Here is a 14,193-nt window from a genome sequence, read left to right as displayed (position 1 = left end):
CCGGCGTCGGCTCCACGTATCGAGCGAGGTTGACGTCCATGAGTATTTTTAGCCACTTTCAGCAACGTTTTGAAACCACCCGTCAGGAAGAGCTTAGCCTGCAGGAGTATCTCGAACTCTGCAAAAGCGACCGAAGCGCCTACGCCTCGGCACCTGAACGTATCCTCATGGCCATCGGGGAGCCCGAACTGGTCGATACGTCACTCGACCCCAGGCTGTCGCGCATCTTTTCCAACAAGGTGATTCGCCGCTACCCGGCGTTTCAGGACTTCCATGGCATGGAAGAGTGCATCGACCAGATCGTGTCGTACTTCCGGCATGCAGCCCAGGGCCTGGAAGAAAAGAAACAGATTCTTTACCTGCTGGGGCCGGTAGGCGGCGGGAAGTCATCGCTGGCCGAAAAACTCAAGCAGTTGATGGAGAAGACACCTTTCTATGCCATCAAGGGTTCGCCCGTATTCGAGTCTCCGCTGGGGCTGTTCAACCCCGCCGAAGACGCGCAGATTCTTCAGGAAGACTACGGTATTCCCCCGCGCTACATCAGCTCGATCATGTCGCCCTGGGCCACCAAGCGGCTGGCAGAGTTCGGGGGCGATATCAGCCAGTTCAAAGTGGTGAAGCTGTACCCGTCGATCCTCAACCAGATCGCGATCGCCAAGACCGAGCCGGGGGATGAAAACAACCAGGATATCTCCGCGCTGGTCGGTAAAGTCGATATCCGCAAGCTTGAGGAATTCCCACAGAACGACGCCGATGCTTATAGCTATTCCGGTGCGCTCTGCCGCGCGAACCAGGGGATGATGGAATTCGTCGAGATGTTCAAGGCGCCGATCAAGGTGCTCCACCCACTGCTCACCGCCACCCAGGAAGGCAACTACAACAGTACCGAAGGCCTGGGCGCGATTCCCTACAACGGCATCTTGCTCGCCCACTCCAACGAATCGGAATGGCATACCTTCCGTAACAACAAGAACAACGAAGCTTTCATCGACCGGATCTACATCGTCAAGGTGCCGTATTGCCTGCGGGTGAGCGATGAAATCCGTATCTACGACAAGCTGCTGGTCAACAGCTCGCTGTCCCAGGCCCATTGCGCGCCCGATACGTTGAAGATGCTTGCGCAATTCACCACGCTGTCGCGCCTCAAGGAGCCGGAAAACTCCAACATCTACTCCAAGATGCGCGTATACGATGGCGAAAACCTCAAAGATACCGACCCCAAGGCCAAGTCGATTCAGGAGTACCGCGATTCGGCCGGCGTCGATGAAGGCATGACCGGCCTTTCCACGCGTTTTGCCTTCAAGATTCTCTCCAAGGTGTTCAACTTCGACCCTCATGAGGTTGCGGCCAACCCCGTACACCTGCTTTACGTGCTTGAACACCAGATCGAGCAGGAGCAGTTCCCTGCCGAAGTGCGTGAACGTTACCTGCGCTTTCTGAAGGAATACCTGGCACCGCGTTACATCGAGTTCATCGGCAAGGAGATCCAGACTGCCTACCTGGAGTCCTACAGCGAGTATGGCCAGAACATTTTCGACCGCTACGTGCTCTACGCGGATTTCTGGATTCAGGATCAGGAATACCGCGACCCGGAAACCGGCGAAATTCTCAACCGCGTTGCGTTGAACGAGGAACTGGAAAAAATCGAGAAACCTGCAGGCATCAGCAACCCCAAAGACTTCCGCAACGAGATCGTCAACTTCGTGCTGCGTGCCCGTGCCAACAACAACGGTAAGAACCCGGCCTGGCTCAGCTATGAGAAGCTCCGGGTGGTGATCGAGAAGAAGATGTTCTCCAATACCGAAGACCTGCTGCCGGTTATCAGCTTCAACGCCAAGGCAAGCAAAGAGGACCAGAAGAAACACAGCGACTTCGTCACTCGAATGGTCGAGCGCGGCTATACCGAGAAACAGGTGCGCCTGTTGTCGGAATGGTACCTGCGCGTGCGTAAATCGCAGTAAAGCTAAAAAGCTGCAAGCGACAAGCCTCAAGTGCCGCCGGCCCCGTGCCGGCGTGCGCCTGACTCACACTTGCGGCTTGGGGCTCGGCACCTACCGAGCCTTGAGCTGCCCCCGGAGGGGCCTATGAGTTACGTCATCGACCGACGCCTGAATGGCAAGAACAAGAGCACGGTCAACCGCCAGCGCTTTTTGCGGCGTTACCGTGAGCACATCAAGAAAGCCGTGGAAGAAGCTGTAAGCCGCCGCTCCATAACCGACATGGAACATGGCGAGCAGATCAGCATCCCTGGCCGCGACACCGATGAACCGGTGCTGCATCACGGCCGGGGCGGCAAGCAGACCGTGGTGCATCCGGGGAACAAGGAATTCACCGCCGGTGAACACATACCCCGCCCGCAAGGTGGGGGCGGCGGCCGTGGGGGCGGCAAGGCGGGTAATTCGGGCGAGGGGATGGACGAATTCGTCTTCCAGATCACCCAGGAAGAGTTTCTCGAGTTCATGTTCGAAGACCTGGAATTACCAAACCTGGTCAAACGCAACCTGGCCGGCATGGACACCTTTAAGACGGTGCGAGCCGGCGTCGCCAGCGAGGGCAACCCCTCACGTATCAATATCATCCGTACCTTGCGCTCAGCCCATGCCCGGCGAATCGCCCTGACTGGCAGCAGCCGGGCCAAACTGCGTGAAGCCAAGGCAGAGATGGAGCGCCTGCTGCGTGAAGAGCCCGACAACTTTTCCGACATCAAGGCGCTTCAGGAGGAAATAGAGCGGTTGTCGGCGCGCATTCACCGGCTGCCGTTTCTCGATACTTTCGACCTCAAGTACAACCTGCTGGTCAAGCACCCCAACCCCAGCTCCAAGGCGGTGATGTTTTGCCTGATGGACGTCTCAGGTTCCATGACCCAAGCGACCAAAGACGTCGCCAAGCGCTTTTTCATTCTGCTGTATCTGTTTCTCAAGCGTAATTACGACAAGATCGAAGTGGTATTCATCCGCCACCACACCAGTGCGCGCGAGGTGGACGAAGAAGAGTTTTTCTATTCCCGCGAGACCGGCGGCACTATTGTTTCCAGCGCCCTCAAGTTGATGCAGGAAATCATGGCCGAGCGCTACCCGGCCAATGAGTGGAACATCTATGCAGCCCAGGCTTCCGATGGCGACAACTGGAACGATGACTCGCCCATCTGCCGGGATATTCTGGCCAAACAGATCATGCCGTTCGTGCAGTACTACACCTATGTGGAGATTACCCCGCGCGAACATCAGGCCCTGTGGTTCGAATACGAACGCATCGGCGAGCAGTTCCCCGATGCCTTCGCCCAACAGCAACTGGTCACGGCCGGCGACATCTACCCGGTCTTCCGAGAACTCTTCCAGCGCAGGTTAGCCACATGACCGCCAAAGAGCATAAACGCCAGCCCCTGTCCGAAGGCTCGGAATGGACCTTCGACCTGATCCGTACCTACGACAAGGAGATAAGCCGTATTGCCGAGCGCTATGCGCTGGACACCTACCCCAATCAGATCGAGGTGATCACCGCCGAGCAGATGATGGACGCCTACGCCTCTGTGGGCATGCCGTTGGGCTACCACCATTGGTCCTACGGCAAGCATTTCCTGAGTACTGAAAAGTCCTACACCCGTGGCCAGATGGGCCTGGCTTACGAGATCGTGATCAACTCCGACCCGTGCATCGCGTACCTGATGGAAGAGAACACCATGTGCATGCAGGCGCTGGTGATTGCCCACGCCTGCTACGGGCACAACAGTTTCTTCAAGGGTAACTATCTGTTCCGCACCTGGACCGACGCCAGCTCGATCATCGATTACCTGGTGTTCGCCAAGCAGTACATCATGCAGTGCGAAGAGCGCCATGGCATCGACGCGGTGGAGGAATTGCTCGATTCATGCCACGCCCTGATGAATTACGGCGTCGACCGCTACAAGCGCCCCTACCCGATCTCGGCCGAAGAGGAGCGGCGCCGCCAGAAAGATCGCGAGGAACATCTGCAGCGGCAGATCAACGACCTGTGGCGCACTATTCCAAAGGGCGCGGGCAAGGCACATGAGGCTGATGAAGCGCGCTTCCCGGCCGAGCCGCAGGAAAACATCCTCTATTTCATCGAGAAGCACGCCCCTTTACTGGAGCCGTGGCAGCGCGAAGTGGTGAGGATCGTGCGCAAGATCGCGCAGTACTTTTATCCACAGCGCCAGACCCAGGTCATGAACGAGGGCTGGGCGACCTTCTGGCACTACACCCTGCTCAACGACCTGTACGACGAAGGGCTGGTTACTGACGGGTTCATGATGGAGTTTCTGCAATCACACACCAGTGTGGTGTTCCAGCCAGGCTACGACAGCCCTTACTACAGTGGCATCAACCCTTATGCACTGGGTTTTGCCATGTTCCGCGACATTCGGAGGATCTGCGAGAACCCTGACGACGAAGACCGGCGCTGGTTTCCGGACATCGCCGGCAGCGACTGGCTGGCCACGGTGAAATTCGCCATGAACAGCTTCAAGGATGAGAGCTTCATCCTGCAGTACCTCTCACCCAAAGTGATCCGCGACCTCAAGCTGTTCACTATTCTCGACGACGACCAACGTGACGACCTGTTGGTGCCCGCCATTCATGACGAGAACGGCTACCGGCAGATTCGTGAGTCGCTGGCTGCCCAATACAACCTGGGCAACCGGGAGCCGAACGTGCAGATCTGGAGCGTCGACCGTCGCGGCGACCGCTCCCTGACCCTGCGCCACACCCAGCACAACCGCAAGCCGCTGGGCGAATCGACCGAAGAGGTGATGCGCCATTTGCATCGGCTGTGGGGTTTTGACGTTCACCTTGAAACGGTGCAGGACGACCAGGTGATGAAAACCCACCACATGCCGCCGCGTACTGAAGGTAACGAAGGTGATTACGGCCGCATGGACATGGCCGTGGTCCATCTGTGACCTCCCCTGCCCCTCCGCCAGCGCGTATCCTGTCGCGCTGACGGAGGTTTTCGATGAGCATGCAGATCTACACAGTCGGTGGCGCAGTACGCGACCGTTTGCTGGGGCGCCCAGTGACTGACATCGACCGGGTGGTGGTAGGCGCCAGCGTCGAGCAGATGCAGGCATTGGGCTACAAGCCCGTGGGTGCCGACTTCCCGGTCTTCCTTCACCCTGACACGGGTGAGGAATACGCGTTGGCGCGCACAGAGCGCAAAAGCGGGAGGGGTTACGGTGGGTTTACTTTCCATGCCAGCCCGAATGTAACCCTCGAGCAGGACCTGGCACGCCGCGACCTGACCATCAACGCCATGGCTGAGGATGACCACGGCCAGGTCATCGACCCCTACGGTGGCCAGCAAGACCTTGCCTTGCGCCTATTGCGTCATGTGGCGCCTGCCTTTGCAGAAGACCCGCTGCGGGTGCTGCGAGTGGCACGGTTCGCCGCGCGCTATGCCACGCTGGGCTTCACCGTGGCACCCGATACTCTGGAGCTGATGCGGCAACTGGCCGAATCGGGGGAGTTGCAAGCGCTCACGCCGGAAAGAAGCTGGAAGGAAATTGCCAGGGCGTTGATGGAGCCCAGCCCGGAGGTGTTCATCCAGACGCTCGCGGACTGCGGCGCTCTGGGCGAGCTGATGCCGGGGGTGCGTTGGTCTGCGCGGCACGCTGACGCCCTGCAGAGTACAGCACAGGCGAAGCTACCGCTGCCGGGGCGGTGGGCCTGCCTGCTGCACGGCATGGGCGACGGCGCGCGTACCCTGAGCGAAAGGCTCAAGGTCCCGCGCGAGTGCCTGGAATTGGCGGTGTTGCTTGAGCGCTATGCCGGGCTTGCCGCACAGGCCGATACGCTTGAGCCAGCGGTGCTGCTCGACCTGCTCCAGCATTTCGACATCTTCCGCCGGCCGCAACGCTTCGAGGCATTTCTGGACGTATTGGAGGTAGTGCACCCCGAGGGCTTCGCCCTGCGCGAATGGCTGGTCGACGCCATGCAACGCGTACGCGCCGTTCAGGCCCAGCCGTTGATTGCACAAGGGCTCGGTGGCCAGGCGTTGGGCGAGGCGCTGAAGCAGGCCCGGCTCCAGGCCCTGCCTGCCAGGCAGCCCACCCGATGACCGGATGAAGGGGTGCAAAGGCCGTTGGCTACGTAACGCCCTGGGTTCAGGGCGTCAGCTGCCGCCCCTGCCACTCGAAGGGCGCCGGCACCAAGCGCTGATCGATTCGGGCCTGTTCCCACAGTTGAGCAAAGCTGCGTTGCTCTACCGGATGCAGCCGGTCCGGGGCGAGCAAACTGAGCGGCCAGAGCACGAAGGCATTTTTGAGGATTTCGGCGCGCGGTAACACCAGGCCCTCGAAATTGCCTACTTTCTCGCCATACAGCAGCACGTCGATATCCAACGGCAGCCCGACCCGGTCGGGCGCATAACGGCCGTTGTCCGCCTCGATGAATTTGAGCGTACGGCTCAGCTCCATCAGCCCAAGGTCGGTCAGGCCGGTGACCACCAGGTTGAAGAATGGCCCGCTGCGCACGCCCACCGGCTCGCTCTCGAACACCGGCGAGCACTGCATCTGCGTCAGAAACCCCGCCAGCGCATCCAGCCCGGCACCGATGTGGCGATGGCGGTCGATATTGCTACCGACGCCCAGGTAAACCCGTGTCAGCGGCATCCGCGCTCGATCTCCACACCCACTCCACCGCGCGCTGCCGGCACAGCACCGGGCTTGGTCAGGCGCAGGCGCAGCCACGGGATACCGAACTCGCTCATCAGCACCTCAGCCAGGCGCTCGGCGAACGTTTCCACCAGGATGAACGTCGAGGCGTCGGCGAACGCTTGAACGCGCTCTGCGACCTTGGCGTAATCGAGGGCTTTTTCGAGGTCGTCGCCAGCCGCTGCCGGGCGATTGTCCCAGCCGAAGGTGAGGTCCAGGCGCAGGCACTGGCGGATCTTGCGCTCCCAGTCGTAGGCACCGATGACGGTGTCCACTTCAAGGCCGTCGATGAACACGTTGTCCAAACACTTCACTCCACTGCACGACAACAGCGCGGTGCGCCGTTAGAATCGGGGCGTCCCCGCCCGGAATAGTCCACATGTCTTGGTTGCTGGCTCTGCTCGCTTACCTGCTTGGTTCGGTCTCGTTCGCGATTGTGCTGAGCCGCCTGGCCGGCAAGCCCGACCCGCGCGAAAGCGGCTCCGGCAACGCAGGCGCCACCAACATGCTGCGCCTGGCTGGGCGCAAGCTCGCCATTCTCACATTGTTCGGCGATCTGGCCAAAGGGTTCGTGCCGGTGCTGTTGGCCAAAGCCCTGGGGATGTCGCTTCAGGGCCAGGCCTGGGTCGGTTTGTGCGCGGTGCTGGGGCATATGTTTCCGCTGTATTTCCGCTTCCGCGGCGGCAAGGGCGTGGCCACCGCCGCCGGGATGCTGTTGGCACTCTACCCCCCGGCCCTTTTGCTGGCGATGGCCGTCTGGCTGCTGGCGTTCTACCTGAGCCGCACCAGCTCGCTGGCGTCCCTGCTGGCCACTCCGCTGACACTGCCGCTGCTGGCCTGGAAGGCCCCCGGCGCGCTGCTGCCAATGGCTGTGCTCACATTGCTGATCGTCTGGCGCCACCGTGGCAATCTGCGCGACCTGTTCGCCGGTCGCGAGCGGCACTTCTGAAGCGGCGCTTCAGCTCAGCGCTTCAAGCATGGCCGCGCAATCGGTGAAATGCGCATCGGCCAGGTCCGGCCAGGGGTTCTCAGGCAGGTTGACCAGCACCGTGCCAGCTGTGGCTGCGCGGCCGCAGGCCAGGTCGATGCGGTAGTCGCCGACCATTACCAGTGCCCGCGGCGCCACGCCCCATTGCCGGGCAATCAGGTGCAGGCCTTCGGGGTCGGGCTTGGGGGCTGCTTCATCGCGGCCATAGATGTCGGCCACATCGAAACAATCGTCCACGCCAATGGCCGCCAGGGTGATGTGTGCAAGTTCGCGCGCGTTGCGGGTCAGCACCGCCAGCCGGCAGCCACGGGCGTGCAGCGCGCGCACCAGCGCCACCGCACCGGGGGCTGCCTGGGCACCGACGGCCAGCTCACGTTCGTGCTCGAGCAACCAGGCGTGCTTGCGTTCGGCTTCTTCGGCAGGCAAGGCTGCCAGGTGGCCGAGGATATCTTCTTCGGCCGGGATCCCCAGCGCCTGGCGAATCGCCGCAAAATCATGCACAGCGACGGTCAAGGTACCGTCCATGTCGAATACCCAATGTTGCTGCGCCTTCAGGTTCATGCCCAATCCTTGCGGTGGCGGATCAGCCCTTCCTGGGCCGAGGAGGCGACCAGTTGCCCGGCGCGGTTGTAGATGCTGCCTCGGTTGAAGCCACGTGCATTGCCCGCCCAGGGGCTGTCCAGGGCATACAGCAGCCAGTCGTCTGCGGCCACGTTACCGTGAAACCACAGCGCGTGGTCGAGGCTGGCGATCTGCATATCGGGGTGCCACACCGACTTGGCATGCGGCAAGAGGGAGGTCGTCAGCAGGTTGAAATCAGAGGCATAGGCCAGGATCCAACGGTGCAGCGCCGGGTTCTGCGCCAAACGCCCATCGGCGCGGAACCAGATGTACTTTACAGGCTCACCCGGGGTCGGGTTGTAAGGGTCGCGCTCGCTCACCGGGCGCATTTCGATGGGTTTGGCACACAGCAGCTTGTCGCGAAGCGGCGCCGGAATCAGATGCTCGTGCTGACGCATCAGCTCAAGCTCGGTGGGCAGGTTCTCCGGCCCCGGCACCTGAGGCATGGCCGTCTGGTGTTCGAGCCCCTGCTCATCGCCCTGGAACGACATGGACGCGGTGAAGATCTGCTTGCCTTTCTGCACGGCCGTGACCCGGCGGGTGGTGAAGCTGCCACCGTCGCGTACGCGGTCGACCATGTACACCACCGGCAGCGCCGCATCGCCCGGGCGCAGGAAATACCCGTGCAGCGAATGCACATGCCGGCCCGGCTCGACTGTCTGGCTGGCTGCAGACAGCGACTGGCCAAGCACCTGGCCGCCGAAAAGCTGGCGAAAGCCCAGGTCTTGGCTGTTGCCACGGAACAGGTTTTCCTCGATCGCTTCGAGGCTGAGCAGGTGGACGAGATCGTCGAGCACTTGGCTCATGGCGCACTCCCAGGCAGCGGTAAAAAGGTGCCATCATACCCCATGGTTTCACCCCACTGCCCGCGGCTGATGCGGTACAGCACATGGCGTCGCAGGTGATGGCCTTCAGGCAGGCCGGGGTGGTCGAAGTCGCCTTCCTGGTCACGGGCCATACCCAGGGCCTGCATGACTTTCTCCGACGGCAGATTGCTCTGCGCGGTGAAACTCACCACCTCTTCGAGTTCCAGAGTACTGAACGCCGCGCTCAGGCAGGCGACTGCCGCTTCGCTGGCATAGCCCAAGCCCCAGTGCTCACGCGCCAGGCGCCAGCCGATCTCGACCGCCGGCGCGAACGGCGCCTCGAAGCTGACATGCGCAAGGCCGGTCAGGCCAACGAAAGCGCCGCTGTCGTGGTGCTCCAATGCCCACAGGCCATAACCATATTCATTGAAATGGCCGCGGATCCGCCCGATCAGCGCGGCGCTTTCCAGGCGGCTAAGGGGTGCTGGTAAATGGCGCATCACCTGTTCATCGGCGCACATTGCCGAGAACGCATCCAGGTCGGTGTCGCGCCACTGGCGCAACCGCAACCGTGGGCTTCTCAGCTCCAGGATCGGCGTCATCGATCATTCCTCGTTCATCAAAGCGCTAAGGGGGTGGCAAGATAGGGGCTCGTTTTTCAAGGCCGCCCACATGCCGTTGCCGCTGATCTACCACGAAGACTACAGCCCAGACTTTCCCGCCGGCCACCGGTTCCCGATGGAGAAATTTCGGCTGCTGCACGATCACCTGGTCGAAACCGGGGTCGCGCGCAGCGACCAATTGCTGCGCCCGGCACTGTGCCCGCCGGACATCCTCGCGCTGGCTCATGACCGCGCTTATATAGAGCGCTACATGGCCGGCGAGTTGCCTAGGGAAGATCAACGCCGCCTCGGCTTGCCGTGGAGCGAGGCGCTGGCCCGGCGCACGGTGCGCGCGGTCGGTGGTTCGTTACTGGCCGCCGAGCAGGCCCTCGCCCACGGCCTGGCGTGCCACCTGGCCGGCGGCACGCACCACGCCCATTACGATTACCCGGCCGGCTTCTGTATCTTCAACGACCTGGCGGTGGTCAGCCGGTATCTGCTGGAAGCCGGCAAAGTTGGGCGTGTATTGATTTTCGATTGCGACGTGCACCAAGGCGACGGCACCGCTCGCATTCTCGAAGACACACCTGACGCGGTCACCGTCTCCCTCCATTGCGAGCAGAACTTTCCAGCCCGCAAGGCCCATAGCGATTGGGACATTCCACTACCGCGCGGCATGGCCGATGACGGCTACCTCAAAGTGGTGGAAGACGCCCTTGATTATCTGCTGCCGCTCTATCAGCCGGACCTGGTGCTTTACGACGCAGGTGTCGACGTGCACCAGGACGATGCGCTGGGCTACCTGTGCCTGACTGATCAAGGCCTGGCCCGACGTGATGAAACCGTGCTGCGCCGCTGCCTGGGCCGCAACATACCGGTAATGGGCGTGATCGGCGGCGGTTACAGCAAGGACCGCCATGCGTTGGCGCGGCGGCACGGGATTCTTCACCACACCGCGATGAAGGTCTGGCAAAACCCATAAGTTACCCCCATCCGCTGTGGAGGTGCCTGTGGATAACCTCTGTGAAAAGCCACCGGCCCCTTTATCCACAGGGCCGCCAGAGCACTGTTCGTTTTTTGGCCAATGACCCGAGTGGGCCGCTCGGTTAAACTGCGCGCCTTTCAAGCCAGTGAAGCCTGCCATGCCCACCCGCCCCAACCCCTCCCCCATCGCCATCATCGGCGCAGGCCCGTCCGGGCTGATGGCTGCCGAGGTCTTGAGCCAGGCCGGGCAAGCGGTTGCGTTGTACGACGCCATGCCGTCGGTGGGGCGCAAGTTCCTGCTGGCAGGCGTGGGCGGAATGAACATTACCCACAGCGAAGCCAAGCGCTCGTTCGTCGGCCGTTACTACGAGCAGGCCGGCTGGGCTGCCGACTGGCTGGAGGGCTTCGACGCCCAGGCCCTGCGCAGCTGGGTCGAAGGTCTGGGCCTGGCCACCTTCATCGGTAGCTCCGGCCGAGTATTCCCCACCGATATGAAGGCAGCACCATTGCTGCGCGCATGGGTCGCGCGGCTGCGCGAGCAGGGGGTGCAGATTCATACCCGCCACCGCTGGCGCGGCTGGGATGAACAGGGGCGGCTGATGCTCGACAGCCCGCTGGGCGAGCTTCGGCTCATCCCTCCTGCGACTTTGCTGGCGCTGGGCGGGGCCAGCTGGCCAAGGTTGGGCTCCGACGGCGCCTGGCAACCATGGCTTGCACAACGTGGTGTGCCCGTGGCTGCGTTGCGCCCGGCCAATTGCGGCTTCGAAGTCGATGGCTGGAGCGAGCTGCTCAAGCGCAAATTCGCTGGCAGCCCGTTGAAAAACATCGCCATGGGGCTGCCTGGGCAGCCGATGCACAGCGGTGAGGCGATCCTCACCGAACAGGGCCTGGAGGGCAGCCTCGTCTACGCACTGTCGGCCAGCCTGCGTCGTGCCATCGAGCAGCACGGGCATGCGCCGCTGTTGATCGACCTGCTGCCGCAACAACCGCTGGGCAAGGTGCGCGCTGCCTTGGAAAAACCACGGGGCAGCCGCAGCATGGCCAAGCACCTGCACAGCCAACTGCGCCTGGACGGTGCCAAGGCCGCGCTGCTGCACGAGCAACTGAGCAAAGGCACCTTCGAAGACCCCGCACGCCTGGCCCAGGCGATCAAAGCGTTGCCCTGCCCCTTGGTGCGTGCCAGGCCGGTGGAAGAGGCGATCAGCAGCGCCGGCGGCGTCTGCCGGGAAGGCCTGACCGACGGCCTGATGCTGCGCGCGCTACCCGGGGTATTCTGCGCCGGTGAGATGCTCGACTGGGAAGCCCCGACCGGCGGCTACCTGCTTACCGCGTGTTTCGCCAGTGGCCGCCAGGCAGCGCAAGGCATGCTGGCCTACATGGCCGATGCCTGCTGACTCGACGGCGCGTCAACGAGGCTCCAACTGGTAGCCCACTACCCGCTTGTTCAGCCGATAGCGCTCTACGATCCGCTCACAGTAGCTGGTACGCGGCAGGTAGGCACCGGGGCCCCTCACGAACATGCCGATGTCACCGGCATTGGCGCACGGCTCGAATTGTCGCCCCTGCAGCAGCCCAGCCGCCTGGGCCGAGCGTAGCGCACCCAAGGGCGTTTCATCGGAGAGGATCAACGCACCGGCCGGCGCCGCGCTTTCGTAATGATGGGCAAAGGCAGCGGCGGAACGGTCTGGCAGCCACGGCACCATCAGGTAGTGGATGTCGTCTCGGTAGGGCAGGCTCTCTTTGTGAGTGGGCAGGTGCAGCAGGCCTTGTGCATAAAGGCCCCACATCGTCAAAAGCAACACCGGCCCTGCCACCAGCGACGCATTGAAGGCACCCCGGGCGAGCCGCCCCGCCGCCAGCCGGGCCTGCAGGTTGAGCACTCCCAGCGCCGCAGCCATACCCACGCAGGGCACGAAATAGCAGAATCGGTCGAACACGTTGAACGAAACGCTCGCCAGCAGCCCCAGCCAAAGCGCATACCACAGCGCGCGGGCGTCACTGCCCGCCGGCCGCCATAGAACCCCCGCCAATTGCGGGCCGATGAGCGACAGCATCAGCAACATCACTGAGTTTTTTTCATGCCACACCAAGTCCCAACGCAGCAATGCGGCTTCGCGGCCGCTGTCCGGCTCCAGTGCCGAGAAGCCGGTCAGGTAATGCCGCAGCACTGCTTCGGCAGATAGCCCTGCATTGAAATCCTCCAGCACCGCTGGCCAGGCAGCGACGCTGCCCAGCACAACTGCCGGTACGATCAGCAGGAGTTTGGCGCGATGCAGTTGCCACAGTGGCCCGCCCAGCGGCGCGAGCAGCAGCAGGGCCAGCGGGTGCACGCTCAGCGCGAGGCCACCCAAGGCGCCGATGGCCCATAGGCGGCCAAGGCCCGCCAAGCGTAGAGACCGATCGCAGTGCACAGCCCAGGCCAGGGTGGTGCACAAACCCAGCAATAAAACCGGGCTGGCCTTGGTCGCTTGCCAGAACACCCCATGGGCCAATACCGTCGCGGCGCTGGCCGCCAAGGCGCCCGCCGGCCCCAAGCCCAGGCCCCGGGCCAACCAGCCGGTCGCGGCCGCATAAGGCAGCAATAGCCAGGCATTGGCTGCACCGGCTAGGGGTGCTCCACCTACCGCCCATGCCCAGCTCATCAGCCACTGGAACAGTGGATGCAATGAAGGGTCGGCGCTGGCCGGGTCGGCGGCTTGTGCAAGAAATTGCCCGTTGTCCATCCATTGAACAGAGCCGCTACTGGCCCAGAAACTTGTACTGCACGCCAGTACCAATAGCAAAGCCGCCCAGCGCTTGCTGGACAATTCGACGTCGCAATGACCCATTCCGGCCATACTCCAAGGCATAATGAATTAATCCAGGTCAATATACCGGTAATGAATAAACATTATTTTTAATAATATCAATTCACACTTTGTCACTCGCCATTGGCTTGACGCCAGAATCGCAAGTTATGCAATGACCGCTCATCGGCCACGTCAAAAGTTCTACACCGTGTTAACCGTGACACTATAGAAAGACTTCTCTAAGATAGGCGGCACACTGCTATATCGGTTTATAGATGAACGACTCCAGCCTCGCGACCCTCGACTCCACCGACCGCCAACTCATCGCAGCCCTTCAGCTCAATGCCCGCGAAAGCGTTGCAACCTTGGCACGCAAGCTGGGCATCGCCCGCACGACGGTCACCTCGCGCCTGGCCCGCCTTGAACGCAATGGGGCAATTGCCGGCTATGGCGTGCGGTTGGGGCGTAAAGCAATGGAAGGCAGCCTGCAGGCCTATGTGGGCATCACCGTGCAGCCTCGCAGTGGCAAGGAAGTGCTGCGCCAGCTGGAGGGTATGAATCAGGTGCTGCAACTGTGCGCCGTCAGTGGTGAGTTCGATTACGTGGCCTGGCTGCGCAGCGAATCGCCTGAGCAGCTTGATGGGCTGCTCGATGCCATTGGCCATATCGAAGGGGTCGAGAAAACCACGACGTCCATCATTCTCAGCACCAAAATAGACCGAGGCGGGGTCTGATTCGT

14 protein-coding genes are annotated in these 14,193 nt (G+C 62.1%); 8 read left to right on the top strand and 6 right to left on the bottom strand.

From position 1 onward, the window contains the following. Nucleotides 1-38 precede the first annotated feature (38 nt). From F474_RS12530 to F474_RS12515, 4 genes are all read left to right on the top strand, one after another. A complete protein-coding gene (locus F474_RS12530) occupies nucleotides 39-1,961 on the top strand; it encodes a PrkA family serine protein kinase (RefSeq protein ID WP_097084724.1) in 1,923 nt (640 codons plus the stop codon). Between the two features lie 123 nt (nucleotides 1,962-2,084). Beyond that, nucleotides 2,085-3,356 carry a YeaH/YhbH family protein gene (locus tag F474_RS12525; protein WP_097084723.1) on the top strand — a complete coding sequence of 424 codons (1,272 nt, stop codon included), beginning with the start codon at nucleotides 2,085-2,087 and terminating at the stop codon, nucleotides 3,354-3,356. Further along, the gene (locus F474_RS12520) at nucleotides 3,353-4,915 is read left to right on the top strand and encodes a SpoVR family protein (RefSeq protein ID WP_097084722.1); all 1,563 of its coding nucleotides are present in this window, start codon (nucleotides 3,353-3,355) and stop codon (nucleotides 4,913-4,915) included. The genes F474_RS12525 and F474_RS12520 overlap by 4 nt, the downstream gene beginning before the upstream one ends. 59 nt (nucleotides 4,916-4,974) lie before the next feature. Beyond that, nucleotides 4,975-6,069, top strand: a complete 1,095-nt coding sequence (locus tag F474_RS12515; RefSeq protein ID WP_097084788.1) for a multifunctional CCA tRNA nucleotidyl transferase/2'3'-cyclic phosphodiesterase/2'nucleotidase/phosphatase — start codon at nucleotides 4,975-4,977, stop codon at nucleotides 6,067-6,069. 46 nt (nucleotides 6,070-6,115) lie between these two features. Here the strand turns inward: F474_RS12515 and folK are convergent, their stop codons facing one another. Together folK and folB are read right to left on the bottom strand one after the other, a co-directional pair. Further along, nucleotides 6,116-6,622, bottom strand: a complete 507-nt coding sequence (gene folK / locus F474_RS12510) for a 2-amino-4-hydroxy-6-hydroxymethyldihydropteridine diphosphokinase (RefSeq protein WP_097084721.1) — start codon at nucleotides 6,620-6,622, stop codon at nucleotides 6,116-6,118. Continuing rightward, the gene (gene folB / locus F474_RS12505; RefSeq protein WP_097084720.1) at nucleotides 6,613-6,969 is read right to left on the bottom strand and encodes a dihydroneopterin aldolase; all 357 of its coding nucleotides are present in this window, start codon (nucleotides 6,967-6,969) and stop codon (nucleotides 6,613-6,615) included. The genes folK and folB overlap by 10 nt, the downstream gene beginning before the upstream one ends. A gap of 74 nt (nucleotides 6,970-7,043) precedes the next feature. On the opposite strand from folB, the gene plsY reads away from it, so the two are divergent. Further along, on the top strand, nucleotides 7,044-7,613 hold the full coding sequence (plsY, locus tag F474_RS12500) for a glycerol-3-phosphate 1-O-acyltransferase PlsY (protein ID WP_097084719.1): 570 nt from the start codon (nucleotides 7,044-7,046) through the stop codon (nucleotides 7,611-7,613). Between the two features lie 9 nt (nucleotides 7,614-7,622). On the opposite strand, the gene F474_RS12495 is transcribed toward plsY, so the two are convergent. The 3 genes from F474_RS12495 to F474_RS12485 are packed head-to-tail and all read right to left on the bottom strand — an operon-like array spanning nucleotide 7,623 to nucleotide 9,681. Beyond that, on the bottom strand, nucleotides 7,623-8,213 hold the full coding sequence (locus F474_RS12495; protein WP_097084718.1) for an HAD family hydrolase: 591 nt from the start codon (nucleotides 8,211-8,213) through the stop codon (nucleotides 7,623-7,625). Further along, the gene (tesB, locus tag F474_RS12490) at nucleotides 8,210-9,079 is read right to left on the bottom strand and encodes an acyl-CoA thioesterase II (protein WP_097084717.1); all 870 of its coding nucleotides are present in this window, start codon (nucleotides 9,077-9,079) and stop codon (nucleotides 8,210-8,212) included. The genes F474_RS12495 and tesB overlap by 4 nt, the downstream gene beginning before the upstream one ends. Then, on the bottom strand, nucleotides 9,076-9,681 hold the full coding sequence (locus tag F474_RS12485; protein WP_097084716.1) for a GNAT family N-acetyltransferase: 606 nt from the start codon (nucleotides 9,679-9,681) through the stop codon (nucleotides 9,076-9,078). Before F474_RS12485 ends, tesB begins: the two co-directional genes overlap by 4 nt. Before the next feature lie 70 nt (nucleotides 9,682-9,751). On the opposite strand from F474_RS12485, the gene F474_RS12480 reads away from it, so the two are divergent. Both F474_RS12480 and F474_RS12475 read left to right on the top strand, forming a co-directional pair. Beyond that, nucleotides 9,752-10,663: a histone deacetylase gene (locus F474_RS12480; RefSeq protein WP_097084715.1), complete on the top strand. Its 912-nt coding sequence runs from the start codon at nucleotides 9,752-9,754 to the stop codon at nucleotides 10,661-10,663. 160 nt (nucleotides 10,664-10,823) lie between these two features. Beyond that, complete coding sequence (locus F474_RS12475) at nucleotides 10,824-12,059, top strand: TIGR03862 family flavoprotein (protein WP_097084714.1); 1,236 nt, start codon at nucleotides 10,824-10,826, stop codon at nucleotides 12,057-12,059. A 12-nt stretch (nucleotides 12,060-12,071) separates the two neighbouring features. On the opposite strand, the gene F474_RS12470 is transcribed toward F474_RS12475, so the two are convergent. Then, nucleotides 12,072-13,493, bottom strand: coding sequence for a DUF2723 domain-containing protein (locus F474_RS12470; RefSeq protein ID WP_097084713.1), 1,422 nt, complete (start codon nucleotides 13,491-13,493; stop codon nucleotides 12,072-12,074). Nucleotides 13,494-13,729: 236 nt separating this feature from the next. On the opposite strand from F474_RS12470, the gene F474_RS12465 reads away from it, so the two are divergent. After that, nucleotides 13,730-14,188, top strand: a complete 459-nt coding sequence (locus tag F474_RS12465; RefSeq protein WP_097084712.1) for an Lrp/AsnC family transcriptional regulator — start codon at nucleotides 13,730-13,732, stop codon at nucleotides 14,186-14,188. Nucleotides 14,189-14,193: the final 5 nt, after the last annotated feature.

The sequence above is a fragment of the Pseudomonas sp. URIL14HWK12:I12 genome (assembly GCF_003097135.1).
Classification (GTDB): domain Bacteria; phylum Pseudomonadota; class Gammaproteobacteria; order Pseudomonadales; family Pseudomonadaceae; genus Aquipseudomonas.
The sequence above is the reverse complement of the archived record's forward strand: the minus strand, read 5'-3'. Positions and strand labels throughout refer to the sequence as shown.

Bases quoted from the DNA above. Each gene is read 5' to 3' on its own strand.
- F474_RS12530 (WP_097084724.1), top strand. From the start codon at position 39: ATGAGTATTTTTAGCCACTTTCAGCAACGTTTTGAAACCACCCGTCAG.
- F474_RS12525 (WP_097084723.1), top strand. From the start codon at position 2,085: ATGAGTTACGTCATCGACCGACGCCTGAATGGCAAGAACAAGAGCACG.
- F474_RS12520 (WP_097084722.1), top strand. From the start codon at position 3,353: ATGACCGCCAAAGAGCATAAACGCCAGCCCCTGTCCGAAGGCTCGGAA.
- F474_RS12515 (WP_097084788.1), top strand. From the start codon at position 4,975: ATGCAGATCTACACAGTCGGTGGCGCAGTACGCGACCGTTTGCTGGGG.
- folK (WP_097084721.1), bottom strand. From the start codon at position 6,622: ATGCCGCTGACACGGGTTTACCTGGGCGTCGGTAGCAATATCGACCGC.
- plsY (WP_097084719.1), top strand. From the start codon at position 7,044: ATGTCTTGGTTGCTGGCTCTGCTCGCTTACCTGCTTGGTTCGGTCTCG.
- F474_RS12495 (WP_097084718.1), bottom strand. From the start codon at position 8,213: ATGAACCTGAAGGCGCAGCAACATTGGGTATTCGACATGGACGGTACC.
- tesB (WP_097084717.1), bottom strand. From the start codon at position 9,079: ATGAGCCAAGTGCTCGACGATCTCGTCCACCTGCTCAGCCTCGAAGCG.
- F474_RS12485 (WP_097084716.1), bottom strand. From the start codon at position 9,681: ATGACGCCGATCCTGGAGCTGAGAAGCCCACGGTTGCGGTTGCGCCAG.
- F474_RS12480 (WP_097084715.1), top strand. From the start codon at position 9,752: ATGCCGTTGCCGCTGATCTACCACGAAGACTACAGCCCAGACTTTCCC.
- F474_RS12475 (WP_097084714.1), top strand. From the start codon at position 10,824: ATGCCCACCCGCCCCAACCCCTCCCCCATCGCCATCATCGGCGCAGGC.
- F474_RS12470 (WP_097084713.1), bottom strand. From the start codon at position 13,493: ATGGGTCATTGCGACGTCGAATTGTCCAGCAAGCGCTGGGCGGCTTTG.
- F474_RS12465 (WP_097084712.1), top strand. From the start codon at position 13,730: ATGAACGACTCCAGCCTCGCGACCCTCGACTCCACCGACCGCCAACTC.